The sequence below is a fragment of the Pseudarthrobacter sp. SORGH_AS 212 genome (genome assembly GCF_030818145.1).
Taxonomy (GTDB): domain Bacteria; phylum Actinomycetota; class Actinomycetes; order Actinomycetales; family Micrococcaceae; genus Arthrobacter.
In genome coordinates this window covers 1440820-1466827 of the sequence record NZ_JAUTAA010000001.1, presented here as the reverse complement: position 1 = coordinate 1466827, position 26008 = coordinate 1440820, and the positions used below count along the sequence as shown (strand labels likewise).

The 26008-nt window shown below is 65.4% G+C and carries 25 protein-coding genes and 3 tRNA genes; 21 read left to right on the top strand and 7 right to left on the bottom strand.

Annotated elements, in window-relative coordinates:
* Positions 1-141 precede the first annotated feature (141 nt).
* The 3 genes from QE394_RS06700 to QE394_RS06690 all read left to right on the top strand — a co-directional run bounded on the left by QE394_RS06700 (position 142) and on the right by QE394_RS06690 (position 502).
* Positions 142-214: transfer RNA gene (locus QE394_RS06700), tRNA-Glu, on the top strand.
* A gap of 90 nt (positions 215-304) precedes the next feature.
* A tRNA-Asp gene (locus QE394_RS06695) sits at positions 305-378 on the top strand.
* Positions 379-426: 48 nt separating this feature from the next.
* Positions 427-502, top strand: a tRNA-Phe gene (locus tag QE394_RS06690).
* Positions 503-780: 278 nt separating this feature from the next.
* On the opposite strand, the gene QE394_RS06685 is transcribed toward QE394_RS06690, so the two are convergent.
* Positions 781-3324, bottom strand: a complete 2544-nt coding sequence (locus QE394_RS06685; RefSeq protein ID WP_082497313.1) for a polysaccharide deacetylase family protein — start codon at positions 3322-3324, stop codon at positions 781-783.
* A 594-nt stretch (positions 3325-3918) separates the two neighbouring features.
* On the opposite strand from QE394_RS06685, the gene QE394_RS06680 reads away from it, so the two are divergent.
* The 6 genes from QE394_RS06680 to QE394_RS06655 all read left to right on the top strand — a co-directional run bounded on the left by QE394_RS06680 (position 3919) and on the right by QE394_RS06655 (position 8027).
* Positions 3919-5517 carry a glycoside hydrolase family 68 protein gene (locus tag QE394_RS06680; RefSeq protein ID WP_056076951.1) on the top strand — a complete coding sequence of 533 codons (1599 nt, stop codon included), beginning with the start codon at positions 3919-3921 and terminating at the stop codon, positions 5515-5517.
* A 225-nt stretch (positions 5518-5742) separates the two neighbouring features.
* Positions 5743-6204 (top strand): Asp23/Gls24 family envelope stress response protein, encoded by a 462-nt coding sequence (locus QE394_RS06675; protein ID WP_349034101.1) that lies wholly within the window; start codon positions 5743-5745, stop codon positions 6202-6204.
* The gene (locus QE394_RS06670) at positions 6201-6392 is read left to right on the top strand and encodes a hypothetical protein (protein WP_056076947.1); all 192 of its coding nucleotides are present in this window, start codon (positions 6201-6203) and stop codon (positions 6390-6392) included. The genes QE394_RS06675 and QE394_RS06670 overlap by 4 nt, the downstream gene beginning before the upstream one ends.
* The gene (locus tag QE394_RS06665) at positions 6389-6766 is read left to right on the top strand and encodes a hypothetical protein (protein WP_056076945.1); all 378 of its coding nucleotides are present in this window, start codon (positions 6389-6391) and stop codon (positions 6764-6766) included. Before QE394_RS06670 ends, QE394_RS06665 begins: the two co-directional genes overlap by 4 nt.
* On the top strand, positions 6763-7419 hold the full coding sequence (locus QE394_RS06660; protein WP_056076944.1) for a hypothetical protein: 657 nt from the start codon (positions 6763-6765) through the stop codon (positions 7417-7419). Before QE394_RS06665 ends, QE394_RS06660 begins: the two co-directional genes overlap by 4 nt.
* The gene (locus tag QE394_RS06655; RefSeq protein ID WP_056076942.1) at positions 7416-8027 is read left to right on the top strand and encodes a hypothetical protein; all 612 of its coding nucleotides are present in this window, start codon (positions 7416-7418) and stop codon (positions 8025-8027) included. The genes QE394_RS06660 and QE394_RS06655 overlap by 4 nt, the downstream gene beginning before the upstream one ends.
* A 33-nt stretch (positions 8028-8060) precedes the next feature.
* On the opposite strand, the gene QE394_RS06650 is transcribed toward QE394_RS06655, so the two are convergent.
* Complete coding sequence (locus QE394_RS06650) at positions 8061-9899, bottom strand: glycoside hydrolase family 13 protein (RefSeq protein WP_349034100.1); 1839 nt, start codon at positions 9897-9899, stop codon at positions 8061-8063.
* Between the two features lie 139 nt (positions 9900-10038).
* Between QE394_RS06650 and QE394_RS06645 the strand changes: the two genes are divergently transcribed.
* The 5 genes from QE394_RS06645 (at position 10039) to QE394_RS06625 (ending at position 14687) form a co-directional block, all read left to right on the top strand.
* Entirely contained in the window at positions 10039-11325 is a 1287-nt protein-coding gene (locus QE394_RS06645) for an ABC transporter substrate-binding protein (protein WP_056076937.1), read from the top strand.
* A 6-nt stretch (positions 11326-11331) separates the two neighbouring features.
* Positions 11332-12357, top strand: a complete 1026-nt coding sequence (locus tag QE394_RS06640; RefSeq protein WP_349034099.1) for a sugar ABC transporter permease — start codon at positions 11332-11334, stop codon at positions 12355-12357.
* Positions 12358-12366: 9 nt separating this feature from the next.
* Positions 12367-13263, top strand: coding sequence for a carbohydrate ABC transporter permease (locus QE394_RS06635; protein WP_056076932.1), 897 nt, complete (start codon positions 12367-12369; stop codon positions 13261-13263).
* Positions 13260-13508 carry a hypothetical protein gene (locus QE394_RS06630; protein ID WP_349034098.1) on the top strand — a complete coding sequence of 83 codons (249 nt, stop codon included), beginning with the start codon at positions 13260-13262 and terminating at the stop codon, positions 13506-13508. The genes QE394_RS06635 and QE394_RS06630 overlap by 4 nt, the downstream gene beginning before the upstream one ends.
* A gap of 126 nt (positions 13509-13634) precedes the next feature.
* Positions 13635-14687, top strand: coding sequence for a LacI family DNA-binding transcriptional regulator (locus QE394_RS06625; RefSeq protein ID WP_056076930.1), 1053 nt, complete (start codon positions 13635-13637; stop codon positions 14685-14687).
* Positions 14688-14732: 45 nt separating this feature from the next.
* On the opposite strand, the gene QE394_RS06620 is transcribed toward QE394_RS06625, so the two are convergent.
* Together QE394_RS06620 and QE394_RS06615 are read right to left on the bottom strand one after the other, a co-directional pair.
* The gene (locus QE394_RS06620; protein WP_349034097.1) at positions 14733-15626 is read right to left on the bottom strand and encodes a hypothetical protein; all 894 of its coding nucleotides are present in this window, start codon (positions 15624-15626) and stop codon (positions 14733-14735) included.
* Positions 15627-15660: 34 nt separating this feature from the next.
* Positions 15661-16467 carry an exodeoxyribonuclease III gene (locus tag QE394_RS06615; RefSeq protein WP_268159479.1) on the bottom strand — a complete coding sequence of 269 codons (807 nt, stop codon included), beginning with the start codon at positions 16465-16467 and terminating at the stop codon, positions 15661-15663.
* A gap of 197 nt (positions 16468-16664) precedes the next feature.
* Here QE394_RS06615 and QE394_RS06610 point away from each other — a divergent pair, with 197 nt between their 5' ends.
* Genes QE394_RS06610 through QE394_RS06595 form a run of 4 tightly spaced genes read left to right on the top strand, consistent with a single transcriptional unit; the run spans position 16665 to position 21004 of the window.
* Complete coding sequence (locus tag QE394_RS06610; RefSeq protein WP_349034096.1) at positions 16665-18164, top strand: CoA-acylating methylmalonate-semialdehyde dehydrogenase; 1500 nt, start codon at positions 16665-16667, stop codon at positions 18162-18164.
* 2 nt (positions 18165-18166) lie between these two features.
* A complete protein-coding gene (locus QE394_RS06605; RefSeq protein WP_349035380.1) occupies positions 18167-19279 on the top strand; it encodes an enoyl-CoA hydratase/isomerase family protein in 1113 nt (370 codons plus the stop codon).
* Positions 19272-20231 carry a 3-hydroxyisobutyrate dehydrogenase gene (mmsB, locus tag QE394_RS06600; RefSeq protein WP_349034095.1) on the top strand — a complete coding sequence of 320 codons (960 nt, stop codon included), beginning with the start codon at positions 19272-19274 and terminating at the stop codon, positions 20229-20231. Before QE394_RS06605 ends, mmsB begins: the two co-directional genes overlap by 8 nt.
* Positions 20228-21004: an enoyl-CoA hydratase gene (locus QE394_RS06595; RefSeq protein WP_056076917.1), complete on the top strand. Its 777-nt coding sequence runs from the start codon at positions 20228-20230 to the stop codon at positions 21002-21004. Before mmsB ends, QE394_RS06595 begins: the two co-directional genes overlap by 4 nt.
* Here the strand turns inward: QE394_RS06595 and QE394_RS06590 are convergent.
* On the bottom strand, positions 20991-21965 hold the full coding sequence (locus tag QE394_RS06590; RefSeq protein WP_056076916.1) for an NAD(P)/FAD-dependent oxidoreductase: 975 nt from the start codon (positions 21963-21965) through the stop codon (positions 20991-20993). The two genes, QE394_RS06595 and QE394_RS06590, sit on opposite strands and share 14 nt — an antisense overlap.
* A 66-nt stretch (positions 21966-22031) precedes the next feature.
* Here QE394_RS06590 and QE394_RS06585 point away from each other — a divergent pair, with 66 nt between their 5' ends.
* Positions 22032-22628, top strand: a complete 597-nt coding sequence (locus QE394_RS06585; RefSeq protein WP_056076913.1) for an XRE family transcriptional regulator — start codon at positions 22032-22034, stop codon at positions 22626-22628.
* 98 nt (positions 22629-22726) lie between these two features.
* Positions 22727-23380 (top strand): DedA family protein, encoded by a 654-nt coding sequence (locus QE394_RS06580; RefSeq protein WP_349034094.1) that lies wholly within the window; start codon positions 22727-22729, stop codon positions 23378-23380.
* A 6-nt stretch (positions 23381-23386) separates the two neighbouring features.
* Here the strand turns inward: QE394_RS06580 and QE394_RS06575 are convergent, their stop codons facing one another.
* Positions 23387-23899: a MarR family transcriptional regulator gene (locus QE394_RS06575; RefSeq protein WP_056076909.1), complete on the bottom strand. Its 513-nt coding sequence runs from the start codon at positions 23897-23899 to the stop codon at positions 23387-23389.
* A gap of 66 nt (positions 23900-23965) precedes the next feature.
* On the opposite strand from QE394_RS06575, the gene QE394_RS06570 reads away from it, so the two are divergent.
* On the top strand, positions 23966-25156 hold the full coding sequence (locus QE394_RS06570; RefSeq protein ID WP_349034093.1) for an acyl-CoA dehydrogenase family protein: 1191 nt from the start codon (positions 23966-23968) through the stop codon (positions 25154-25156).
* A gap of 16 nt (positions 25157-25172) precedes the next feature.
* Here QE394_RS06570 and QE394_RS06565 read toward each other — a convergent pair whose 3' ends face one another.
* On the bottom strand, positions 25173-25958 hold the full coding sequence (locus tag QE394_RS06565; RefSeq protein ID WP_056076905.1) for a TipAS antibiotic-recognition domain-containing protein: 786 nt from the start codon (positions 25956-25958) through the stop codon (positions 25173-25175).
* Positions 25959-26008: the final 50 nt, after the last annotated feature.

Sequence of the window (26008 nt, the reverse complement as noted above, 5' to 3'; positions counted from 1 at the left end):
CTGTTCAGGCACGGGTTTTTGCCCGATTTTGGATAATCGCAGAGTAGGCCCTATAGTTGTTGAGTCCAGTTCGGAGAAACGCAAAGGACAAAGACGGAAAGCCTCGCTTTACGCCTTTTATTTTGTTCCGAACGGGTTCTGGCCCCCATCGTCTAGCGGCCTAGGACACCGCCCTTTCACGGCGGCGGCACGGGTTCGAATCCCGTTGGGGGTACGCAGGGAACTGGTCAAACAGACAAAAAATGTCTGGTAGGCTGGAAGCCTTGAAAAAAGCAGTAGAGATACTGTGAAGCAAGAAACGCAAGGCCCTGTAGCGCAGTTGGTTAGCGCGCCGCCCTGTCACGGCGGAGGTCGCGGGTTCAAGTCCCGTCAGGGTCGCTCTGGTTGTCGGAAGAGATTTCGGCGGTCATGGTGACATGTCACCTAGGCTCTGTAGCTCAGTTGGTAGAGCGTTCGACTGAAAATCGAAAGGTCACCGGATCGACGCCGGTCGGAGCCACCACTGGGAAGCATCAGTTCTGCTGAACTGGTGCTTTTCTTCTTTAACCATCCTTTTCAGGATCAGTTTTGCAACTGGACTTCTGGAGTTGTTGGGGGTGGGTCCCGGCTTTGTTCGCACATCGGAGCCTTCAACGCCCAGAGCGGCGGACTAGCGCGTGACCTGTGGCCGCCGAGCGGCTCTGCCCCACCACATGACTGCTCCCCGGCAGTTGAACCTGGAGATCAGGTCTTCTACCGGGGAGCTGTTACATGCTCAGCGTGGCTGGCTTCCTGCGTTTGTCAGAGGAAATATCCCGAGACGTCGGCGATCAAATGCGTGGTGCCGGTTGAGCTGTTGGTGAGGTTGACCTTGCCATCCGGTCCCAAGGGAACAGTGACGCTGTTCGGGACAATCTGCCCGGCGGCGTAGTTCACGTTGGAGGCATTCGGCAGTGACGATCCGGACGGGTAGGCCGTGACGAAGCCGTTCCTGGTCGGATTGGCTACGGTCAGGTTGAAGATGGTCGCCGAGGCCGTTGCCGGAACCCCGCTGACCGTGCCGATCTGGACCGAGATGGTTCCGTTGGCGGCCACCGGGCTGCCGGACCTGGTGTCCAGGAAACGGGTGGGCGCTATCGGCTGGAACATGCCGGGAAGCGTAACCGGACCTGACATGTAATAACCGGAAATGTCGGCGATCAGGTGCGCGGTACCGGTGGACTCGTTGTACAGCGACACCTTTCCGTCTGCTCCCACCGGAACCGTGACCCTGTTGGGGACGATCTGGCCCCTGTCGTAGTTGAGGTTGGATGCTGTGGGAATGGATGTCCCGGAGGCATAAGCGGTGACAAATCCGTTTGAGGTGGAGTTGGCAACCGTGAGGTTGAAGGTCACTGCCGAAACTCCTGCCGGGATGCCGCTGTTGCCGCCCACCTGGAACGACACGCTGCCCTTCGGTGCCACGGGGGTTCCCGTGTTCCGGGTGTCCAGGAACCTCGCCGGTGCTACCGGGCGGAAGGCTCCACCTGCAACAGCTGTTCCTGCCGCGTAGTAGCCGGAAACGTCCGCAATCAGGTTCGCGGTGCCAGTCGACTCGCTGTAAAGCGTGACCTTTCCGTCGGCGCCCACAGGAACCGTGACGCTGTTGGGGACTGTTTGCCCGGTGTCATAGTTCAGGTTGGAAGCGTTGGGCCGTGTGGTGCCCGACGCGTAGGCCGTGACGAAGCCGTTGGACGTTGGATTCGTAACGGTCAGGTTGAAGGTCACGGCTGCAACGTTCGCGGGGATGCCGCTGTTACCACCAACCTGGAACGACACGGTTCCCTTCGGAGCGACGGGGCCGCCACTGGACCGGGTGTCGAGCAGGCGCACCGGCGCCATGGACTGGAATGCCCCCGGGTCAACGGCTGCCTTGGTCAGGCTGTAATCGTCTGTCACGAGTGTTCCGGCGCTGAACATTGTCAGGGACAGGGTCATGGCGGTGGCGCCTGCCGGGACCGGCGGCGAAGTCCACGTGGCTTGGGTAAACGTGGACGCTGGCCCGAAGTAGGGGCTCGAGGTCCAGTAGTGCCAGCTACCTGTGCCGGTCCTGTAGTAGATCTCGAACTGCGTGTTGGCCGTTGACGTGTACCAGGCAGACATTGAATACCGCTGCCCGGGTGTCACGGTCGGGGTGCACTGACCCGTGTCCTGTGGGGGCAGGATCTTGGCATTCCCGCTTTGGTAGGAGGACACCACCACCTGCTGGGCGGCAGTGCCTGTGTGGGCTGCCGTCACCGTGCTGTAGGAGTAGGTGTTGGTTCCAAATCCGCCGGGAACCCAGCAGTAGGGGGCATCCCCGGCAATGGGGCCTGCTGTCTCGAAGCCCGGGTTACGGATGAGGTTGCCGGACGTCAGGGGCGCCGGCGGCTGCGGTCCGGCGGTATTGTTCTTGACGGCTCCGCCGATCACCTGGTCCACGGTTTTGACAACGATCCGGCCGGCGCTTTGTTCGGCGGCCAGGAAGTCGATCAAGGCGTTGAAGTTCGCCGTGGTTACACTGAGCGGTTCGGTGTCCACTCCGATGTGGTGGAACGTGTACTGCATCCAGCCTCCGCCCGGTTGGGCTTTGAGGGTCAGGTCTTCCAGGTTCTGGAGGGTCCACGTGTTGTCTATCTGGTCCGGCGCCTTCGTAAGGAACGGGTCCGCCGGAGGCATGGTCTCGGCCAGCGGGAACGTCTCGGTTCCCGCGATGTGGCTTGCAATGTCACCCAGGCCCCGGGCGCTGTTGTAGCCGCATGTGTTGGCGATGCCTTCGATGGCCGGAGTCGACGAGGCGTACGGATACGCGAAGCTGGTGATGCGGAAGCCCAGGTCCCTCAGGCTGATGCGGTCATTGCAGATCTGCCGGGTGACCTCAGCGGTATCGGCGAATGCCAGGTCGGCGTGGGTGACACTGTGGCCGCCGATCTCGTTGCCGGCTGACTGCAGGGCAAGGGCCTGGGCCGTTGACATGTAGGCGGCGTCAGCATTGAGGAAGCCCGAGGGAACATAGAAAGTTCCCTTCAGGCCCTTGGCATTCATGTACGCCGCGGCACCGAGCTGGTCCGCATGCGCGTCATCGAAGGTCAGGGTGACCACCACGGGATCGGCCGCGTGGGCGGCCGGGGCGAGGGCTACAGTGCTGACAAAAGTCGACAGGACCAGCAACGCTGTCCCTGCCGCGGTAGCAGCGGTCCGGCCGGTCTTGAATTTTTCACGGAGCTGGCGGCCAGCAAACGTGGGGATGCGCCAGCGGTCTTTGGCCGGTGGAGGGGCTTTTTGCAGGGCCTGGCCTTTCGGGGCGCGCTGCATTGATCGTTCCATGCGATTAACTCGATTCAGAACAGCGGCTTGCCGGCCCACCCCCTACCCGGAATGGCCCGATCGAAACCGGAACGGGCGTTTGTTGTCTGCCATCCCAGCCTCTGGCTGGCCGACTGATCCCAAAATATATTCGTTGGGTTAATGCGGCATGAGTGATGGCTACCTGTCTTTGCCCCCGAACCACTCTATTGACCCTCGTGCTGCCCCAGCCCCGCGCGTTGCTGCCGTGTCCGCTGCGACAGCGGTGCCGTCAAAAGATTTGTCAGACATCTGAAACATTTGACTGTGAAAAATCGTTGTGGCACGCGCGCGCCTTGAGTTGCGTAAGCGCTTGCATATATGAGTCGAACTAGGTTTTCGGAGGGCCGACACACGTTTGAAATGTGCTCTCGGTCCTGCCTAGCGTTGAAACCGGCCCGGACATCGCCCTGATGTCGCCAGGGCCCGCTTCGGGGCTCCACCCAGGTCCCGCCCCCGTTACAAAGGCGTCCCCGACGATGCCTGCCGTGCCGCCGGGGAATCCGCCGGAGTGCGGGGAACCAGGGCATCCGCCCGTCTTCCACGAACAGTTTGAACTCCGCGAGAAGAGCACAAATGCACAAGCACCCCCAATCACCCCGGAAGCTGCGGTGGCGGACCGCCGCCGCAGCCCTGGCGGCCTCCGTTGCGGCCTCGGCCTTCCTGGCCGTCCCCTCGGCGCAGGCCAACGAACCCGCTGACCCGCCGGCCGCCCAGCAGCTCCCGTCGCCCACGCCCGGCTTCCCCCTCCCCACCAAGCACACCCAGCAGGCTCTTGACCCGGCGTCGGAGTTCACCTCGAAGTGGACCCGTGCGGACGCCAAGCAGATCATGGCGCAGAGCAACCCTTCCGTTGCGCCGGGCCAGAACTCCATGAGCCCCGACGTCACCATGCCGGAAATCCCTGAAGATTTTCCCGCCATGAATGACGACGTCTGGGTCTGGGACACCTGGTCGCTGACGGATGAAAACGCCAACCAGATCAGCTACAAGGGCTACGACGTCATCTTCTCCCTGGTGGCCGACCGCCATGCCGGCTACGGCTTCGACCAGCGCCACTGGAACGCCCGCATCGGATACTTCTTCCGCAAGACCAACGCCGATCCGGCGAAGGACAAGTGGAACTACGGCGGACACCTGTTCCTGGACAACACGTCCATCGGCAACACCGAATGGTCCGGCTCCACCCGCCTGATGCAGGGCAACCAGGTCAACGTCTTCTACACGGCCACCACGTTCCACGATGTGGCAGAGCGCAACGCCGGTGGCGGCGGAATCGCTCCCGACGCAGCCATCGCCAAGGCACTGGGCAAGATCCATGCCGACAAGAACGGCGTGACGTTTGACGGCTTCCAGCACACCAAGCTGCTGGAGCCGGACGGCAAGCTGTACCAGAACAAAGCCCAGAACCCGGGTTTTGCCTTCCGCGACCCGTACACGTTCGCTGACCCGGCCCACCCGGGCAAGACCTACATGGTCTTTGAAGGCAACACCGCCGGAAACCGCGGCGACTACCAGTGCAAGGGCGAGGACCTGGGCTACCAGCCGGGCGATCCGCACGCTGAGAAGCTGACCGATGTCCAGAACACCGGCGCCAACTACCAGACCGCAAACGTGGGCCTGGCCGTCGCCGACAACAAGGACCTCACCAAGTGGTCCTTCCTGCCGCCGATCCTGTCCGCCAACTGCGTCAACGACCAGACTGAGCGCCCGCAGATCTTCATCCAGAATGAAGACGGCAAGAACAAGTACTACCTCTACACGATCAGCCACCAGTTCACTTATGCGGACGGCATGCGCGGTCCCGACGGCGTCTACGGCTTCGTGGGCGACGGCATCCGTTCGGACTACCAGCCGGTCAACAACAGCGGCCTGGCGCTCGGCTCACCCACCGACCTGAACCTTCCGGCCAACAACCCGAGCGGAACCATCTCGGGCCAGCAGAACGGCCGCCAGTTCCAGGCCTACTCGCACTACGTCCAGCCCAATGGCCTGGTGCAGTCGTTCATCGACAACGTCAACGGCGTCCGCGGCGGCTCCCTGTCCCCGACCGTAAAGATCAACTTCAAGAACGGCGTGACCCAGGTGGACCGCAGCTTCGGCCAGAACGGCCTCGGCCCGCTCGGCTACCTGCCCACCAACAAGCGCATTGGCGGCGAAGGCCTCTACAAGTAACAAGACCGCGGCACCTGCCGCTTCCGCCGCCCGAACGGGCGGCACCGCTCAGGCGGGGATGTCCTTGGGGGCCTCCCCGCCTGGGCCTTTTAACTGTCCCGCTCAACTGTTGTCATGCCCCGCACCGCTGTCCGGGCGATTCCACTGCACCTGTCGCCGAGCGATTCCAGCACATCACCGCAGGCTGGGGATAGGGTTGGAAACAAAAGAAGGGGGAAGTGCCTGATGGAATACCAGAACCCACAACCCACACCGGGTGTCCACCGCGGGGCCGTGCCGGTTCCCGCTGCGGCGCCCGGGCCGGGCCGCACCGTCATTTCCGAAACCGCCGTGGCCAAGGTTGCCGGTATTGCCGCGAGGGCGGTCCCCGGCGTCTACTCCCTTGGCTCGGGCCCGTCCCGGGCGCTGGGTGCCATCCGGGACGCCGTGGGCAGTACCGACCATGCCACGGGAGTCCGGGCGGAAGTCGGCGAAACGCAGGTGGCTGTGGACATCAGCCTGGTTGCCAGTTATGGCACGCCCCTGCATTCGTTGGCCAACCAGGTCCGGGCCGCGGTCTACCGGGCCGTGGAGGAACTCGTAGGGCTGCAGGTGATTGAGGTGAACGTGGAGGTCACCGACGTCTACGTGCCGCCGCCCGTCAAGCCGCCAGCGGCCGGCTCTCCGGAAAGGGAGGCATTGCTGTGAACCTCACCGTGGCAGGCATCGCGATGGGTGCCTTTGTTGCTTTCATGTCCCTGCAGTTCGGCCTCTGGGGCTTCCTCGTTTCCTTGCTCTTCATGGCCATAGGAGCGCTCCTGGGCCGCGCAGCCGAAGGAAAGCTGGACCTGCGCGGCGTCCTTGACGCCATCACGGGCCGGCGTTCATCGTCATGAGCGCGCCGGCGCCGGCAGTGCCGGGGCAGGTGCTCAACGGCCATAACCGGATCAGCACGCAGGCGCTGACCAGCCTCGCCAAGGCCGCGGCGGCCCGCGAGTTCGGCGTTGACGCCCAGGACGTCCGTGCCGACTGGGCGGACGACGACGGGCTGCTGGCTTTGTCGCTTGTCACGCCTATCAGGGTCCCCCCGCTGCAGGCGGCGATGGATCCGGGGCGGATTGACTTGGTGGGCGGTTCCATCTGGCAGCGTACGGTGCAGGCCAAGGCCCGCATCCTGGCCACGGTGACCGAGCTCAGCGGAGCCAGCCTGAGCCGGGTGGACATCAGGATCAGCGGGGCAAGGATCAGCGAAGGAGGTCGGGTGCAGTGAGCAGCAGCGTGGAGACACGAAGCAGCGACGCCCGCGGCGGCAGGGGCGGACGCCACAATGGCCGGAGCCCGGACATGGCCCGGATCGTGCGCCGGGAAACACGTTCGACGCGTGCCGGTGCTGCCATCGTTGCCGCTGTACTGGTCATGGCGCTGGCCGGGTACGGGCTGCTGGAGGCTGCGGTGCACGCCATAGGCCAGCCGCCCTGGCTGATCGAACCCCAAGTCGCCGCCGAGCGGCTGACGGCGCTTCCCGCCGGGATTTCACCCCTCCTCCTGGGCGCCATCGGTGCCGTGCTTGCCATGGTGGGCCTGGTCTTCTTCCTCAACGGCGTGGCACCGGGGCGCCGCGCCCGGCACACGCTCGCTGGCGGCTGGCTCGAATCCGGGCGTCCCGCCGTCGTCATTGACGACGAAGTGATCGCTTCGTCGCTGGCCCGCCGGGCGCGCCTGGCAGCAAACGTTACACCGGAGCAAGTGATGGTGGTGGTCTCGCAGCGCCAGGTCATGGTCAACCTCCGGCCCACGTCGGGCGTGCCAGTCGATGGTGACGCGGTGCTGGACGCCGTCCGGGAGGAAGTGGATCAGATGGCGCTCGATCCAGCACCGGAAGTCCGTATTAATGTCGCACCGTCCGGGGTGGTGGGGGCATGAACAGCACACCAACCGTCCTGAACCGGATCCTCCTGACCCTGCTCGGCCTGAAACTGCTGGCGGTGGGCCTCCTGCTGGTCCTGCTGGCCACCGTTCCCGCCGTCGCAGCGTGGTGGCACCCCTGGTCCGCGGCAGCCTGGAGCACTGCCAACGATGCCTTCAACGCCACCCGGTTCCCTGGCCGGACGGAAAGCTGGCTCTGGATGGTGGTGGCATTCGCCCTCCTGGTCCTGATCGGACTGATGGTTGCCTGGGTGGCCCAGCAAGGTAAGGGCCGGTCGAACCTTTTGGCGTCCGAGTACGATCCCGGGGAAGTCCCGGGCGATGTCCGGATCGGCGCGGGAGTGGCTGAACAGGCACTCAAGCAGGCGCTCGCCGGCCGACCGGATCTTGCCTCGTCCAGCGTGACCACCTACGACGTCAAAGGCACCCCGACACTGAGGATCCGGCTGCTGCCCCGCCAGGGGGTGGCGCCGCATCTTCTGGCCGCCGAAGTCTCCGGGCTGGTTGATGCCCTTGACGCAGTGGTGGGCAGGAAGACGCCGGTCCTGATCCACATCGGCGCCGGGGCCCGGACCCGCTTCGGCAGGGCCGAACGCGTCCGCTGACACCGGTGCTGTCCGGGGGGACTTAGCTGGGGCCTAGTCCTGCTGGCGCTGGGCGTTCCCCGGATGAAGAGCGGTTGTCTTCTGCAGGTACACGGTGCAGTCCACGGGAACCTCCTGCATGCCTGCCCACTCTGCCCGCGGTTCCGGTCCGCTGGATACCGCCACAGCGTAGCCGCCGGGCACCGGGGCGCTGGCGAATCCCATGTTGGCAATGACCAGCACGTCCCCGTTGGTGAAGGCCAGCAGGCCGCTCTCCGGTGAATGGGCTTCTGCCCATTCAATGCTGCCCGCACCCAGTTTTTCCGCCGCCCGGAAGGCCAGTGCGGCGCGATACAGCTCCAGCGTGGACCCCTCCGTACCGTCCTGCAGGTCCGCTGCGTGCGGGCCGAAGCTCTCCGGCTGCGGCAGCCAGGGTTCTGCGGCGTTCTGAGCAGGGTCCGAGAATCCGAAGCCCGAAGCCCCGGCAGTCCATGGCAACGGCACCCGGCAGCCGTCCCTGCCTATTTCGGCGGCCCGGGTGCGGAAGAACGTGGGATCCTGCCGTGCCCCGGCGGGAAGCGTGGTGTGCTCCGGCAGGCCGAGTTCCTCGCCCTGGTACAGGTAGGCCGAGCCGGGAAGCGCCAGCGACACCAGGGTGGCGGCACGGGCCCGCGCCAGTCCCAAGGAGGCGTCCGGCTGTTCGTCGTCCGGGCCAATGCCCTTGGGAAAGGATGTGGGATCGGGCAGGCCAAAGCGGGTGGTGTGCCGGACTGTGTCATGGTTGCTGAGCACCCAGGTACACGGTGCACCCACGGTGGCCGCAGCGGCCAGGGAGGTGTCGATGGCCGCGGCCATCCGTTCCGCGTCCCAGCCTGCCAGCAGGAAGTCGAAGTTGAACGCCTGCTGCATCTCGTCCTGGCGGACGTAGCGGGCCAGCCGATCCGCGGGTTCAACCCAGGCTTCGGCTACGAGCATGCGGTCGGGACCGTACCCGGACAGCACCTTGTGCCAGTCGCGGTAGATCGCGTGGACACCTTCCTGGTCGAAGAAGGGTGACGGCGGATACACCGGTGATACCGCACGGTGCGGTTCTTCGGCGTCGGTGTGGGCACCGGGGGCATCGCCCGGGAGCAGGGGATCCCGGTGCGGGGCAGTGCCCTCCACCATGGCAGCCACGCCGTCCCAGTCGGGCAATCCGGCCTCCTTGACAAGTCCGTGGGCAACGTCCACCCGGAAGCCGTCCACACCCCGGTCCAGCCAGAACCGCAGGACTGACCGCATCTCTTCCTGGACCTCTGCATTGTCCCAGTTCAGGTCCGGCTGCTTGGTGTCGAAGAGGTGGAGGTACCACTCTCCGTCCTGGCCGCCGGCGTCGGTGACCCGGGTCCAGGCCGGGCCGCCGAAGATCGACTTCCAGTTGTTGGGTGGCCTGTTGCCGTCCCCGGACCCCGGCTCGGAGTCCTTGCCCGGCCGGAAGATGTACCTGTCCCTCTCGGCGGACCCCGGCGGCGCCGCCAGCGCTTCACGGAACCACAGGTGCTCATCCGAGGTGTGGTTGGGAACCAGGTCAACGATGACCTTCAGTCCCCGCCCGTGAGCATCCTGCAACATGCTGTCGAAGTCGGCCAGGGAGCCGAACAGGGGGTCCACCTGGCGGTAGTCGGCCACGTCGTAGCCGCCGTCCGCCTGGGGTGATCTATAGAAAGGGGAGAGCCAGACAGCGTCCACGCCCAGCCGCTCCAAGTACGGCAGGTGGGTGGTCACTCCGCGGAGATCACCCATTCCGTCACCGTTAGCGTCCGCGAAGGAGCGGGGATACACCTGGTAGACCACAGCATCGGCCCACCATTCGCGGCTGCTGCTCCGGGGGCCTGGAACGGACGGGTTGGACATTTGGTTCCCCTTAGATAACTTTTTGATGTAAACGCTTGCATGAACCGCAGCAACCTTACTAGTGTGACAGGCACCACATCAACCTCACCAACAACCGCAGTGTCGACTTACTTGTCTCTCAGCGAGGAGCTTCAAGCCAATGAAAACCCCTAGATTCCTTCTGCCGGTTGCCACGGCCGGTGTTCTGGCCCTTTCCCTGTCCGCCTGTGCCGGCGGAGGAGGTGGCGGAACCTCGGGCGGCGGCAGCGACGCTGAAGCCAACCTCGACAGCCGGGGCCCCATTACGTACGTGCAGGGCAAGGACAACAGCAACGTCGTCCGTCCGCTGATCGAGAAGTGGAACGCCGCGCACCCGGACGAAAAGGTCACCTTCAAGGAGCAGACCGACAACGCCGACCAGCAGCACGATGACTTGGTGCAGAACTTCCAGGCCAAGAACGCCGACTACGACGTCGCCAGCGTGGACGTCGTCTGGACGGCCGAGTTCGCCGCCAAGGGATGGCTCCAGCCGCTCAAGGACAAGATGGCTATCGACACCAAGGGCATGCTGGAGCCCACCATCGAGGCAGGCTCTTACAAGGGCACCCTCTATGCGGCTCCGGTTTCCTCCGATGGCGGCATCCTCTACTACCGCAAGGACCTGGTTCCCGAGGCCCCCAAGACGTGGGACGAGATGATGGGCATGTGCTCCATCGCCAAGCAGAACAACATCGGCTGCTACGCCGGGCAGTTCAAGCAGTATGAGGGCCTTACCGTCAACGCTTCCGAAGCCATCAACTCGGCCGGTGGATCTGTCCTGAATGATGACGGCAAGCCGAACCTGAACACCCCCGAGGCCGAAGCAGGCCTGAACAACCTGGTAGAGGCCTTCAAGAACGGCAACATCCCGGCTGAAGCCATCACCTACCAGGAAGAGGAAAGCCGCCGGGCCTTCCAGGACGGCAAGCTCCTGTTCCTCCGCAACTGGCCGTACGTCTACAACCTGGCCACCACTGAAGGATCCTCCAAGGTCAAGGATGTTTTGGGCATGGCTGCTCTTCCGGGCAAGGACGGCCCCGGGGCCTCCTCCCTCGGCGGCCACAGCGCAGCCGTCAGCGTCTACTCCGACCACAAGGCCACGTCCCTGGACTTCGTGAAGTTCCTGGTCGAGGAAGAACAGCAGAAGTTCTTCGCAACCCAGGGTTCGCTGGCCCCGGTTCTCGGTGACCTGTACCAGGACCAGGAACTGGTTGCCAAACTGCCTTACCTGCCGGTGCTCAAGACTTCCATCGAGAATGCTGTTCCCCGGCCGGTAACCCCGTTCTACCCTGCAGTCACCAAGGCCATCCAGGACAACGCCTACGCGGCGCTGAAGGGTGAAAAGCCCGCCAAGGATGCCCTCTCCGACATGCAGAAGTCCATCGAGACCGCCGGCGCAGGATCGTAAACTGCCATGGCTACCGAATTGGGCCCGACGCCGGTAAAGCAGCCGGCGTCGGGCGCCGCCCCGGTCCATCACGGACCAAAAGGGGTAGGCGAAGACAACAGGATTGCCAGCCAGGGCCGGTGGGCTTCCTGGTTGCTGGCTCCGACAATCGTCGCGCTGGCCATTGTGATCGTGTACCCGATCATCAGCGCTATCGTGATGTCCTTCCAGAAGGATGCCGGGCTCGATCCCGTCACCGGACTCTTCACCGACGGCGGCGCGGCCGGCATCCAGAACTACGTGAACTGGCTTGGGCAGCAGTGTGCTGCGCAGGGCGGCGGAACCGTGGCTTGTCCGCCGGGCACCCTCGGCGGGCAGTTCTGGACCGCAACGGCCACCACCTTCTTCTTCACAGTGGTGACAGTCGGGTTTGAAACCGTCCTGGGCTTTTGGATGGCCATGATCATGGCACGGAGCTTCAAGGGCCGCAGCCTGGTCCGGGCTGCCGTCCTGGTGCCGTGGGCTATTCCCACCGCCGTCACCGCGCAGCTGTGGCTGTTCATGTTCGACTTCAACGGCATCATCAACAAGCTGTTCAATGTCTCCATCCTGTGGACCGGCAGTGAGTGGCCCGCCAAGTGGGCGGTCATCATCGCCGACACGTGGAAGACCACGCCCTTCATGGCCCTGCTGATTCTGGCCGGCCTGCAGATGATTCCTGCCGAGGTCTACGAGGCATCAAAGGTGGACGGGGCCAGTGCCTGGCAGCGCTTCCGACTGATTACCCTGCCGCTGGTCAAGCCCGCCCTGATGGTCGCCATCCTGTTCCGTACCCTTGACGCGCTGAGGATGTTCGATCTGCCGTATATCCTCACCGGCGGTGCCAACAACACCACTACGCTGTCCATCCTGGTGATCAATCAAATCAGACAGGGATTCAACTCGGCGGCGGCGCTGTCAACCATCACATTCATCATCATTTTCCTGGTCGCCTTCATTTTCGTCAGGTTCCTCGGAGCGAACGTGGTGGAGCAGAGTCGGCGCCAGCGGTAAGGGGAAGAAATGACCGCGGCAACTGCCCCAGCGTCTCTCCGGGCGCAGCAGGACAAGGGACGCAAGGCAGCCCAAAACAAGGAGAAATGGGCCAGCGCCAGGACGTACATCAGCGCCGCGGTCATCCTGATCTGGTGCCTGGCGCCAGCCTACTGGATGGTGGTGACGGCGTTCCGCGAGGTGGGCTTCACTTACGACACCACGCCGTGGCCAACCCACGTCACGCTGGACAACTTCCTCACTGCCTTCGACACATCGTTTGGCAACAAGTTCGGCCAGGCGCTGCTGAACAGCATCATCATCGGCGTGACAGTCACGGTAGTCTCGCTCGTCATCGGCGTCTTTGCCGCGTACGCGCTGGCCCGGCTTAACTTCCGGTTCAAGTACCTGGTACTGGGCTTCATCCTGGGCGCCTCGATGTTCCCGGGTGTTGCCCTGATCACGCCGCTGTTCCAGCTCTTCACGAACATTGGCTGGATGGGCACCTATCAGGCGCTGATCATTCCGAACATCTCGTTCGTCCTGCCGCTGACCGTCTACACACTGACGTCCTTCTTCCGGGAAATGCCCTGGGAGTTGGAGGAATCAGCCCGCGTTGACGGTTGCACGCAGGGTCAGGCGTTTCGCAAGGTGATCATGCCGCTGGCGGCTCCGGCCATCTTCACGACGGCCATCCTGGCATTCATCTCCTCATGGAATGAATTCCTGATTGCCAGCCAGCTGTCGAATGAACGAACCCAGCCGGTGACGGTTGCCATTGCCAGCTTCGCTGGTGCGCAGCCCAATCAGATCCCGTATACGGCCATCATGGCCGCGGGAACCATCGTCACCATTCCGCTGGTGATCCTGGTGCTGGTCTTCCAGCGCAAGATTGTTGCCGGCCTGACGGCAGGTGCAGTCAAGTGACAGGCGACGCTTCCCGCGCCCGGGCTCCGGGAGCGGGAAGCACACGCCGCCGCGTCCGTTCGGGCGAAGACTTTGACATCATCATCGGGTTCCTCGGCTTCTGGGCCCTGGTCCTGCTGGTGGTGACCGTCTGGATGGAAGTGACCGCGCAACCGGCCCTGGGCTGGGCCTTGGGGTTGCTGGCAACCCTCCTGGCGCTCTACGGCATGATCCGGCTCCGCCGCAAACTTCCGGACCGGAGGTAGCCGTCACAGAACGGGTTACGTCCTGCGCGGTTAACACCGCATCCACGCAGAATGCGAAAATACGAATTCTTGGGGGTAACGCAGGGCGGACAGCCTTACGCTGCAAGGAGTAATTGAGGGGACACCGTGGCACGCACAACAGAGAGATCCCAGCGGGGCGGCCATAACGGAGTCAGTATCGAGGACGTTGCCGCCGCCGCCGGTGTATCAACCGCCACGGTGTCCCGGGCCGTACGGGGCCTGCCCAGGGTTTCGCCGGCCACCCGCGAGAAGATCCTGGAGGTCGCAGGAAACCTCGGTTACGTGGCATCCTCCTCGGCCTCGGGGCTGGCCACGGGGAGAACCAAAACCATCGGCGTGCTGGCCCCGTTTGTTAGCCGCTGGTTCTTTTCCAAGGCCATCGAGGGGGCCGACCGGGAACTCCATGCCCGGCAGTACAACCTCTCGCTGTTCAACCTGGGCGGGCACGGCAGCAACCGGGAACGGCTCTTCAGCAAGACCATGGTCTACAAGCAGATCGACGCCCTGCTGGTCCTTTGTATGGCGCTGACCCCCGAAGAGCTGGACCACCTGCAAAAAATCGACATCCCCCTGGTGGTGGTGGGCGGGCATGTCGAGGAGTGCGCCTACATCGGCATCGATGATTACGCGGCCGCTTCCACCGCTGTCCGGCACCTGATCGACCTCGGCCACCGGGACATCGCCCTGCTCCACGGCGACGACGAAACGGACCTGAATTTCGATGTTCCCCGGGTCCGCATCCTGGCCTTCAGGGACGTGATGACGGCCGCCGGCCTGAAGATCCGCCCCGAATGGGACCAATGGGGAGACTTTACGGTCCGCAGCGGGCAGGAAGCATTCCGGCGGCTGTGGTCCGGCTCCGAGGCCAAGCCCACCGCAATCTTCTGTGCCTCGGACGAGATGGCCATGGGCGTCATCTTCGAGGCCGCCCGCATCGGCGTCAACGTACCTGCGGACCTGTCAGTTGTGGGCATCGACAACCACGACTTTGCCGAAGCCATGGGCCTGACCACAGTGGGGCAGCGGCCGGACGAGCAGGCGGAGCTGGCCACCAAGATGCTTCTCGACGAACTGGACGGACAGGAAGGGGCGGTGCAGTCCGCCGTCGCGCCGCACGAACTGATGGTCCGAAGGACCACGGCGCCACCCCTGCACTGACCGGTCCCTGGGCGGAAATGCCCGGACGGGGAAGGGCGCCGGACCTCAGGAGGCGCGGGCCAACTGCCGGATGGGGATCCAGCGCGAGGCCAGCCGCCGGTAGGCCGCAGCCGCACCGGTCATGTCGCCCTCTGCCAGGCATTCGATGCCGAGCCTGATGTCCGTGGGGGAGTCGTCCGGGTAGACCTTGTCGGCCACGGATCCGTAGTCCAGTTCAATCATCGACTCCACATGGAACTGCTCCAGCCATTCGGTCAGTTGGGCAAGGTCGTCCAGCATGTCGAGGTCCGGGGCGGCCAGTGCAAGGTTGGCAACGGCGTAGCGGGCACGTTCCAGCGCATCCGTAATTGACGCCCACACCCGGACCGTGACGATACGGCCGGCGGCCTCCACGACGTCCTTGTGGTCCGACTCCATGAACAGCGAAAACCAGCTGAACGGGATGCCCCACGTCGAAGCCCTGGTGTGCACCCGCGTGGAACCGTCCCGTGCCTTGACCAGGTCGATGCGTTCCTGGTGCCTGTCCCGCTGCTCTTCGGGGATCAGCAGTTCCGCGAGCGGGCCGTGGATTCCTTCCATCAGTGCATTCGCGGCCAGCCCGGCACGGAGCACCAGCTGGCTGGGGCAGTACAGGAGTTCCGGCGCGGCCTCCGGGCCGCCGTCGCCGTCTGCGGTCCCCCCGGGCTCTGCGGCCGGGGCGGCGGTGATCCGCACCAGATCGGTGCGGCCGGTAGGGAACGGATCACCGCCGGGGCGGGTGATCCGTCCCAGCGAGGCGAGGAGTTCAGCGTTCTCGACGGCGGCACGTGAGGCAGTGCGCCCCCCGGCGGCCTGGATGGCTTTCCGCTGTTCCTGCGGGAAGGCGTCCAGGGGTTCGTAGACGCGGAGGGTGGAGGAAAATGGCAGGCCTGCCTGGCCCCGGTAGAGGTTGCCCGTCACTGCGCTCTCCTTGGCTGGGTCCAGGGCGTTGTCATCAGTCCGCCAGCTCCACCAGGACGGGGGCGTGGTCCGATGCGCCCTTGCCTTTGCGCTCTTCCCGGTCGATGGAGGCGCCGGTGACCCGGGCGGCCAGAGCCTTCGAGGCCAGGACGAAGTCGATGCGCATGCCTTCCTTCTTGGGGAAGCGCAGCTGGGTGTAGTCCCAGTAGGTGTAGACGCCGGGGCCGGGAGTGTACGGCCGGACGACGTCGGTGAAACCGGCAGTCTCGAAGGCATGGAAGGCGGCGCGCTCCGGCGGGCTGACGTGGGTGTACCGGTTGTTGACGAAGAGGTCGATGTCCCAGACGTCGTCGTCGAAGGGGGCGATGTTCCAGTCACCCATCAGTGCCACCTGGGCCTCGGGATTTTCTGTCACCAGGCCCTGGGCGTGGGTCTTCAGGCTCTCGAGCCACTTGAGCTTGTAGGGCATGTGTTCGTCATCAAGGGAACGGCCGTTGGGGATGTACAGGCTCCAGATCCGGACGCCGCCGCAGGTGGCGGCCATGGCGCGGGCTTCCTGCACCGGGTCCTTGCCCGCCTTGCCAAAGGCCGGCTGGTCCAGGAACGTGCGCTCCACGTCCTCCAGCCCCACACGGGAGGCGATGGCCACGCCGTTCCACTGGTTCACGCCGAAGTGGGCCACCTCGTAGCCCATGCGTTCGAAGAGCTCCCAGGGAAAGTTGTCGTCCTTGCACTTCGTTTCCTGGATGGCCAGTACGTCGCAGTCGCTGCGCTGGAGCCAGGCTTCAACACGGTCGGCACGGGCACGGAGCGAGTTCACATTCCAGGTAGCTATCTTCACGCCTCCTAACTTACCGTGGCTGCCGCACCGCAGGTAAAGCAGCCGGTAAAGCCCGCGCGGCAGGCCCCAGGCGCAGCGGAGCGGGCCGGGGCGGCTGCGGACGACGCGATGGAATTTACTAGGAAGTCCGAGTATATTCGCAATCAGAATGACCTGGGTCACTAAAAGCCGGATCACATGCGAAGGGGCATCCAGCCATGGTGCGCGAGCTTTCCCATTACATTGGCGGCAGCCACGCCGGCGGAACCTCCGGACGGTTTGGTGACGTTTTTGACCCGTGCACCGGCGAAGTGCAGGCGCGCCTGCCGCTCGCGGGCCGGGACGACGTGCAGTCCGCGGTGGCTGCCGCCGCGGAGGCCCAGCCGGAATGGGCGGCATTGAACCCGCAGCGGCGGGGCAGGATCCTGCTGAAATTCGTAGACCTGGTGAACCGGAACATGGACGAACTGGCCAGGCTGCTGTCGTCCGAACACGGCAAAACCCTGGCCGATTCCATCGGTGACATTCAACGCGGCCTGGAGGTGGTGGAGTTCGCTGCCGGCGCGCCGCACCTGCTCAAGGGCGAGTTCTCCAGCGACGCCGGCCAAGGCATTGACATCCATTCGCTGCGCCAGCCGCTGGGCGTCGTCGCCGGCATCACCCCCTTCAACTTTCCCGCCATGATCCCGCTCTGGAAATCCGGCCCCGCCCTCGCCGCCGGTAATGCCTTCGTGCTCAAACCTTCGGAACGGGACCCGTCCGTGCCGTTGCGGCTCGCGGAATTGTTCAGCGAAGCGGGTGTTCCTGACGGTGTCTTCAGCGTGGTGAACGGGGACAAGGAAGCCGTGGACGCCCTCCTTGAGGATCCCCGCGTGAAAGCGGTCGGTTTCGTGGGTTCCACACCCATCGCCCAGTACATCTACGCCACGGCGGCCGCCCACGGAAAGCGGGCCCAGTGCTTCGGCGGGGCCAAGAACCACATGGTGGTGATGCCGGATGCGGACCTGGACCAGGCGGCGGATGCCCTTATCGGTTCAGGCTACGGCTCGGCAGGAGAACGCTGCATGGCCATTTCAGTGGCCGTGCCGGTGGGGGAGGACACCGCCAACCGGCTGGTGGCCCGGCTGGAAGAACGCGTCCGGAAGCTTACGGTAGGCCACAGCCTGGACCGCGACTCCGACTTCGGGCCAGTGGTGTCCGCAGCCGCGAAGGACCGCATCGAGGGACTCATCAGTTCAGGCGTGGACGACGGCGCCACCCTCCTCGCCGACGGACGCGGCCTCACGGTCAACGGCTACCCCGGCGGCTTCTGGGTGGGCCCGACGCTCTTCGACCACGTCACCCCGGACATGGCCGTCTACCGCAACGAAATCTTCGGGCCGGTACTCAGCGTGGTCCGCGCCGCCACCTACGACGACGCACTGCGGCTCTGTACCGATAACCCGTTCGGCAACGGCGTGGCCATCTTCACGCGTGACGGCGACTCCGCCCGGGACTTCGCCACCAGGGTGGATGTGGGCATGGTGGGGGTCAATGTCCCTATTCCGGTGCCGCTGGCCTACTACACGTTCGGCGGCTGGAAGGCCTCGGGGTTCGGGGACCTGAACCAGCACGGGGCGGACGCCTTCCGCTTCTATACCAAGACCAAAACGGTCACCACGCGGTGGCCCTCAGGAATACGCCACGGCGCCAGCTTCGTGATGCCGGAAGGAAGCTGATGATGGAAGCGGCCGCCACGCCTGACGCGGAAGTGCTCTTCACCCGGCGGGGCCGGCTGGCGGTGGCAACGCTCAACCGGCCCAAGGCCGTCAACGCACTCACCGCCGGGATGGTGGAGGCACTGCTGCGGCAGCTCACCGAATGGGCGGAGGACGCCAGCGTCAGCACGGTCCTGGTGCAGGGCGCCGGCGGCCGGGGTTTGTGCGCCGGGGGAGACATCGTGGCGATTTACCGCGACATCCTCCGGGGAGGAGACGATACGGCGGACTTCTGGCAGGCCGAGTACCGGCTGAATTACCTGATCTCCCGGTACCCGAAGCCCTACGTCGCGCTGATGGACGGGTTGGTATTGGGCGGCGGCGTGGGAATCTCGGCGCACGGCTCGGTCCGCGTGGTCACCGAGCGGACCAGGACCGGCATGCCGGAGACCACCATTGGGTTTGCGCCCGACGTCGGCGGGACGCTTTTGCTGGCCGGCGCACCAGGGGAGGCGGGAACCCATGCAGCCCTCACCGGTGCCCACCTCGATGGTGCGGACGCGCTGTTCCTCGGCCTGGCAGACCACTACGTTCCGTCCGGCAGGCTCGATGAACTCACGGCAGCGCTGGAAAACGAAACCCCGGAAGACGCCGTCGGACGCTTGGCCGTGGACCCGCCGCCGTCCGGACTTGCCGGGCAGCGGGAGTGGATCGACAGCTGCTACGACTCTGCAGACGCGGAAGGGATCGTGGGGCGGCTGCGGGCCTGGGCCGGGGACGGCAGCGCCGAAGCGTCCCACGCTGCAGACACCATCGAGGCGAAGTCCCCCACCTCCGTCAAGGTCACCCTGGCGTCGCTGCGGCGGGTGGCGGGGATGCCCCTGGACCGGGCGCTGGCGCAGGAGTACCGGGTGGGCCTGCGGTTCCTGGCGGCACCCGATTTCCGCGAAGGCATCCGGGCGCAGGTGGTGGACAAGGACCGCACCCCGCACTGGAAGCCGCCCACCCTGGCAGAGGTATCGCCGGAGCAGGTTGAACGCTTTTTTGGATCGCTCGGCAGCAGGGAACTGGACCTCGGAACAGGTCCGGAGCATGAGCCGGAGGCGGTACAACAAGAGGAGGCGGACAGTGCCTGACACTTACACCGTAGCGTTCCTGGGGCTCGGCCACATGGGCGGACCGATGGCCGTGAACCTGGTCAGGGCCGGGCACCGGGTGGCCGGGTACGACGTCGTGCCGGCCGCCCTGGACGCGGCCCGCTCCGCGGGCGTCCCGGTGGTTGGAAGTGTTGCCGGGGCCGTGCCGGACGCGGACGTGGTACTCACCATGTTTCCCAGCGGCCGGCATGTCCTGGACGCTTACCGCGGTAGCGGGGACCAGCCGGGACTGCTGGAGCTGGCCGCGCCAGGAACCATGTTCCTGGACTGTTCCACCATCAACGTCGACGAAGCCAGGGAAGCGGCGCAACTGGCGCTCGGCGCCGGCCACCGGTCCGTGGATGCGCCCGTGTCCGGCGGCGTGGTGGGCGCCGAAGCCGGAACGCTCACCTTCATGGTGGGCGGTGAGGAGGAGGATTTCGACGCCGTCAGGCCGCTCCTCGACGTCATGGGCAAGCGCATCGTCCACTGCGGAGCCCACGGGGCCGGCCAGGCGGCGAAGGTATGCAACAACCTGATCCTGGGCGTCTCGATGATCGCCGTCAGCGAGGCCTTTGTCCTCGGCGAGAAGCTGGGGCTGAGCCACCAGGCGCTGTTCGACGTCGCCTCCGCCGCATCCGGGCAATGCTGGGCCCTGACCACCAACTGCCCGGTGCCCGGCCCGGTTCCCACCAGTCCGGCCAACAGCGGCTACGAGCCGGGATTCGCCGGCGCGCTGATGGCCAAGGACCTTAACCTTGCCCTCAACGCCCTGCACAGCACCGGGGTGGCCGGCCGGATGGGGACCCTTGCCGCAGAAATCTACGATACGTTTGCGGCGGAAGGCGGCGCCGGCCAGGACTTCTCCGCGATCATCAACGACATCCGCGAAAAGTCCGGCACCGCGCCGCACAAGACCGCAACAGCGCACGACGACGGGAGTCCTGAATGACGGAGTACGCCAACATCCTGGTGGAACAGCGCGGCAGGGTGGGGCTGGTGACCCTTAACCGGCCCCAGGCCCTGAATGCACTGAATAAAGCCACCATGGAGGAACTGGTGCACGCCGTCAGCGCCATGGACGCTGATCCCGGAACCGGCGCCGTGGTGATCACCGGTTCCGGGAAGGCCTTCGCGGCCGGCGCCGACATCAAGGAAATGGCCGCCCAGGGCTACATGGACATGTACGCCGCGGACTGGTTCCGCGGCTGGGAGGACTTCACCCGGCTCCGTATCCCCACCGTTGCTGCTGTATCCGGGTTTGCCCTGGGCGGCGGCTGCGAACTGGCCATGATGTGCGATCTCCTCATCGCCGGGGACAATGCCAAGTTCGGCCAGCCCGAAATCAACCTCGGCGTCCTTCCCGGCATGGGCGGCTCGCAGCGGCTCACCCGGGCCGTGGGCAAGGCCAAGGCCATGGACCTGATCCTTACCGGGCGGTTCATCGGAGCCGAGGAAGCCGAGCGGTCCGGCCTGGTGTCCCGCGTGGTACCCGCAGAGGATGTGGTGGCCGAAGCCCTCAAAGCCGCCGAAGTAATTGCCGGCAAATCAAAGCCGGTGGCGATGGTTGCCAAGGAAGCCGTGAACGCCGCCTTCGAAACCGGGCTGGCCCAGGGTGTCATGTTTGAGCGCCGGCTCTTCCACTCCCTGTTCGCCACCGAGGACCAGAAGGAAGGCATGGCGGCGTTCACGGAAAAGCGCGAACCGGAGTTCAGGCACCGGTAACAGCCAGCGACTCCCGGTAGGCCGCGAGGTCGCGGTCCATCTCCTCGGCCATCAGGGAGTTATTGATCATCACGGCGGTCCACGACGCGGCAGCAGCGGATGCCAGGACCTGCGCCCTCATGTCCGTGACATTGCCGGCGGCCCAGACGCCGGGAACTGACGTGCCGCCTTCCGCATCGGTTTCCAGGTAATCCCCGATTCCCATTGGATGCGGAACCGCCGCCAGGCCGAGGCCGCTGAACGGGTCAAGGCGGGCGTGTACCCGGCTACCCACGACGACGGCGTCCACCGCCACCTCCGGGCCGCCCGCCAGCACCACAGCCTTGAGCGCATCGCCGTGGACGCGTACGGTCTCGACGGGGCCGGGAACCACCTTCACGCCCCGGGCAGCCAATTGCTCGGGTTCGTCTCCGGAGGGCTCCACCACGTCATTGAGGAACAGGGTGATGTTGCTGCTCCATTGCCGGAACAGCAGGGCCTGGTGCACAGACCACGGGCCGGTGCCCAGAACGCCGATGGCCTGGTCCCGGACCTCCCAGCCGTGGCAGAACGGGCAGTGCAGTACGTCGCGGCCCCAGCGCTCGCGCAGGCCCGGGATGTCCGGCAGCTCGTCCACCAGGCCCGTGGTGATCAGGAGCCGCCGCCCGTGAAGCCGCCGGCCGTCGTCGAGCGTTACCTCGAAGCCCTGCTCCACGCCGCCTGCGGCAGCCACTACCGTGCCGTTGATGATGTCCGCGCCATAGTGCTGCGCCTGGTCGCGGCCAGTGGCGAGGAGTTCTGCCGGGCTGATCCCGTCGCGTGAAAGGAAGCCGTGCACGCCGTGCGCCGGGGCATTGCGGGGCTCACCACCGTCCACCACCGCCACCCGCCGCCGGGTCCGGCCCAGCATCAGCGCGGCGCTAAGGCCGGCGGCCCCACCGCCTACTACCAGTACGTCGTAAAAGGAGTTCTGTTCAGTCATGCATTCATCGTGTTCCCCGCCTCCAAGTTCTGGCAAAGTATTTTGCCGGTATGGCAAAATTGCCGGATGGATGAAAAGCTCGACGACGTCCTCGCCGCCGTTGGCCCGCGGCTGAAGGCTTTACGCCTGCGCAGGGACGTCACGCTGACCGCGCTCGCAGCCGCCACGGGCATTTCCGTCAGCACTCTCTCCAGGCTCGAATCGGGCCAGCGGCGGCCCAACCTCGAACTCCTGCTTCCTCTTGCGCAGGCCCACCAGGTACCCCTCGACGAGCTGGTCGGCGCTCCGGCCACGGGGGACCCCCGCGTCCACCTGCGACCCATCACCGCCCACGGCATGACCATCATTCCGCTCACCCGCAAGCCCGGCGGTATCCAGGCCTACAAGCACATCGTTCCTGCCGGGCCGGTGGAGGAACCCAACCCACAGGTCCACGAGGGCTACGAATGGCTCTACGTGCTGAACGGCAAACTGCGGATGGTCCTGGGGGCCCGGGACCTGGTCCTGGGGGCGGGCGAAGCAGTCGAATTCGATACCCGGGTGCCGCACTGGTTCGGCCGGGCTGACGGGAAGGCCGTGGAGTTCCTCAGCCTGTTCGGGTCCCAGGGTGAGCGCATGCACATCCGGACCCGCCCGGCGGCCGGAAGAGCCCCGGGGGCGTAACCGCGCTCCGCGCTGCCAGCGGACGTTCAGGTCCGTACGGTAGACAGGACCTGCAGGGATATGGTCGCGGAACGCACGTGAAATCGGGGGAGCAGCCTATGTGGACAACAGCGGCAGATGGAGCCGGTGCAGCGGAGGGCCTGGGCGGGCTGGTGGGGGCAGCGGCCCAGGTGATCGAAAACCTCGGCGAATGGGGCGTTGGCGCCTTCACCCTCGCCGAAACCGTGGTCCCGCCCATTCCCAGCGAAGTGATCCTGCCGCTGGCCGGATACCTCGCCAAACAGGGCTCCCTGAACCTGGGGCTCATCTTCGTCACCAGTACGCTGGGCGCCTACCTCGGCGCACTCCTCCTGTACTGGCTCGGTGCCAAGCTGGGGCTGGAGCGCTCGATCCGCGGCCTGTCGAAGCTGCCGCTGGTAGACCGTGAGGACTTCGAAAAGGCCGCAGGCTGGTTCACCCGGCACGGTAAGTCCTCGATCTTCTTTGGCCGCCTCCTGCCCGGCGTCCGCAGCCTGATCTCGCTTCCTGCCGGGGCGGCGGGGATGCCGCTCCTGACCTTTTCCGTCTTTACCCTGGCCGGCAGCGCACTGTGGAACGGAGCGCTGATCGGGTTCGGGTACCTGCTGGGAACGCAGTACCACCTGATTGAGGGCTACTCGAAGTACCTGAACTACGCCGTCTACGCCGCCCTTGCCATCACCCTGGCCTGGCTGGTGGTCCGCCGGGTGAAGCGGGCAAAGGTAAACCGCTGACAGCAGTCAGGGACTGTCCTCGAAATCACCCGAACCCCTGCGGAAGTCGCCCAGGATCCGGATCAGCGCATCAACATCCTCCGGCGGAAATCCCGTCTCGCTGAAGACCTGGCTGTTGAGGGCCGCCGTCGAACGCTGAGCCACAGTACGGCCCTCCGCGGTGAGCCCCACCAGGGTGGTGCGGCCGTCGGTGGGGTGCGGCGAGCGGGCCACCAGGCCCGCGCGTTCCAAACGGTCCACGGCATTGGTGACCGACGTCGGGTGAACCTGAAGCAGGGCGCTCGCCTTGTTCATCGGCAGGGCACCCTTCCGGGCGAAACTCAAGAGCGCCAGCAGTTCGTACCGGGCGAAGGTCAGGCCAAACGGTTTGAGGGCGGATTCGATCCTGGCCAGGAGGATCTGCTGGGTCCGCATTATTGCCGTGATGGCGGCCATGGGCGCTGCGACATCTGACCAGCCGCGGTCCTCCCAGTTCCGCCGGGCTTCGGCAATCGGATCCCGGGATAACGGTGTGCCCATAGTCAGCCCCTTTCCGGAAATCCTGTGAATATACTAGGACATCCAACCGTTTGGAAGGGAGGCGTTATGCCCGGACACTCCCACGACGGCCCGGCGGAGATTCCCTATCCGGACGCGGATCTCCTGCACATCGTGCGGCTCCTTCCGCCCAGGGAACAGGCCAGGTACGCGGAGATCCGGAACTACCTGCAGTCCGCCGTCAGGCCGGCCTCCATCGGATACTGGAACCGGGAAGAGTTCCCGCGCGATGTAGTGGCCGGGATGGGCGCCCGCGGGCTGGGGGAGTTGCAGCTGGACGGCAGTTCCGCCCTGTTCAAAGGCCTCATGTACGTGGAAGTGGCCAGGGCCGACGTCTCGCTCTCCGCCCTGGCCGGGATCCACAACGAACTCATCGTGGGCACCATCCACCACCTGGGGTCCGATGAGCAGAAGCGCAGGTGGCTCCCCGGTCTGAGGACCTTTGCGCAGCTGGGAGCTTTCGCCCTGACGGAGCCCGGCCATGGCTCCGACATCTCCCGCGGGCTCGAAACAACCGCCCGGCGGGACGGCAGCGAGTGGGTCCTCAACGGCACCAAGCGCTGGATCGGCAGCGGGACCGTTGCCGATGTCGCCCTGGTCTGGGCCCGGGACACGGCTGACGGGCACCTCAAATGCTTTCTCGTGGAAACGGACCGCCCAGGCTACTCCGCTGCCAGGATTGAACACAAGATCGGCCTGCGGATCATGCAGAATGCCGATATCAGGCTGGAGGATGTACGCATACCGGCGGCCAACCTCCTGCCCGGGGCGTCAAGCTTCGCCTCGGCCAGCGCGTTGCTTCGGGACTCCCGGGCCTGGGTGGGCTGGCAGGCCGCCGGCATCCAGTTCGCGGCCTTCGATGTGGCCCGCAGCTACACGCTGAACCGCCGCCAGTTCGGCAGGGAACTGGCGGGGTTCCAGTTGGTCCAGCAGCAGCTCGCGGATATCCTCGGGAACGCCGCTGCTTCACTGGCCCTGATGGTCCAGTTGGCCCGGCTCCAGGAAGACGGGCTGCTGGAAATGGCACAGGCGGCCATGGCCAAGGCCACCACCACCAGGCTTGCCAGGGCCTCGGTGGCGATGGGTCGGTCGCTGCTGGGCGGCAACGGAATCACCAGCGACCACGAGATGGCCAAGCTTTTCGCAGACGCCGAGATCCTGTATACGTACGAGGGCAGTTACGAGATCAACTCGCTGCTGGTTGGAAGGGCCGTTACAGGAATCCAGGCGTTCACCTAGGACGCCAGGCGGACTGTTACAGGTTCCGGTCCGCGTAGGTCCGCAGAGCGTCCCGAACAAAAGTGGCTCCGGCCTCGCCCCCGTAGTTGGCGGCGAACCGTGGGTCTGCCACGTACATGTCCGCCAGGCCAGTGACGTAGCCTTTAATGTCCCCGCCGGCCTCGGCAGCGGGCGTTCCCGGGATGGAGCGGAGCCAGGCCACGTGCCGGGCGGCCAGATCCTGGGCTGCGTCGCCGCCGGGGGCCGCCCCGGAGCCTGCCGCTGCCAGCCAGTCCCGGCCCAGTCCTTCCGAGCGGGACTTCCACTCCCGCTTTTCGGCCTCGTCCATGCTCCGCCACCACGAGTCGCTTTTCGCGTAGGCGTCCTTTCCCCACCGCTCTTCCACTTCGTCTTTGTACTGCGTGTGGTCGAAGCCATCAAACATCTTCTCTGCCACGAGCTCTCCTCCTTGTTGCACTGTTTCGATTGTTCGGCGGACGGACCGGACTTGCCGGGCCAGGCGTTCCTGTTCCTGGCCCAGCCATTCAAGGTGCCGGGTCAGCGCCCGGACGGGATCCGTCTGGTGCTGGAAGACTTCGGCGATGGCCGGCAGGCCCAGGCCCAGCTCCCGAAGGAGCAGGATCCGCTGCAGCTGCAGGAGGGCTCCGCCGTCGTAGTAGCGGTAGCCGTTGCTGCCCACCCTGGTGGGCTTCAGCAGGCCGATGTCATCGTAGTGGCGGAGGGTACGGCTGGTGGTTCCCGCCATCCTGGCCACGTCCTGGATGGGCCAGCCGCTGGCCCTGTCCTCTCCGGTTGCTTCCATGCTTCGAGCGTAGGGGTTGACGCAGCGTCAAGGTCAAGGGGGAAACGTGA

Coding starts and splice junctions, on each gene's coding strand:
- QE394_RS06685 (WP_082497313.1), bottom strand. CDS start 3,324: ATGGAACGATCAATGCAGCGCGCCCCGAAAGGCCAGGCCCTGCAAAAA.
- QE394_RS06635 (WP_056076932.1), top strand. CDS start 12,367: ATGACCGCGGCAACTGCCCCAGCGTCTCTCCGGGCGCAGCAGGACAAG.
- QE394_RS06570 (WP_349034093.1), top strand. CDS start 23,966: ATGCCCGGACACTCCCACGACGGCCCGGCGGAGATTCCCTATCCGGAC.
- QE394_RS06640 (WP_349034099.1), top strand. CDS start 11,332: ATGGCTACCGAATTGGGCCCGACGCCGGTAAAGCAGCCGGCGTCGGGC.
- QE394_RS06590 (WP_056076916.1), bottom strand. CDS start 21,965: ATGACTGAACAGAACTCCTTTTACGACGTACTGGTAGTAGGCGGTGGG.
- QE394_RS06650 (WP_349034100.1), bottom strand. CDS start 9,899: ATGTCCAACCCGTCCGTTCCAGGCCCCCGGAGCAGCAGCCGCGAATGG.
- QE394_RS06580 (WP_349034094.1), top strand. CDS start 22,727: ATGTGGACAACAGCGGCAGATGGAGCCGGTGCAGCGGAGGGCCTGGGC.
- QE394_RS06675 (WP_349034101.1), top strand. CDS start 5,743: ATGGAATACCAGAACCCACAACCCACACCGGGTGTCCACCGCGGGGCC.
- QE394_RS06605 (WP_349035380.1), top strand. CDS start 18,167: ATGGAAGCGGCCGCCACGCCTGACGCGGAAGTGCTCTTCACCCGGCGG.
- QE394_RS06595 (WP_056076917.1), top strand. CDS start 20,228: ATGACGGAGTACGCCAACATCCTGGTGGAACAGCGCGGCAGGGTGGGG.
- QE394_RS06645 (WP_056076937.1), top strand. CDS start 10,039: ATGAAAACCCCTAGATTCCTTCTGCCGGTTGCCACGGCCGGTGTTCTG.
- QE394_RS06655 (WP_056076942.1), top strand. CDS start 7,416: ATGAACAGCACACCAACCGTCCTGAACCGGATCCTCCTGACCCTGCTC.
- QE394_RS06610 (WP_349034096.1), top strand. CDS start 16,665: ATGGTGCGCGAGCTTTCCCATTACATTGGCGGCAGCCACGCCGGCGGA.
- QE394_RS06680 (WP_056076951.1), top strand. CDS start 3,919: ATGCACAAGCACCCCCAATCACCCCGGAAGCTGCGGTGGCGGACCGCC.
- QE394_RS06665 (WP_056076945.1), top strand. CDS start 6,389: ATGAGCGCGCCGGCGCCGGCAGTGCCGGGGCAGGTGCTCAACGGCCAT.
- QE394_RS06585 (WP_056076913.1), top strand. CDS start 22,032: ATGGATGAAAAGCTCGACGACGTCCTCGCCGCCGTTGGCCCGCGGCTG.
- QE394_RS06575 (WP_056076909.1), bottom strand. CDS start 23,899: ATGGGCACACCGTTATCCCGGGATCCGATTGCCGAAGCCCGGCGGAAC.
- QE394_RS06565 (WP_056076905.1), bottom strand. CDS start 25,958: ATGGAAGCAACCGGAGAGGACAGGGCCAGCGGCTGGCCCATCCAGGAC.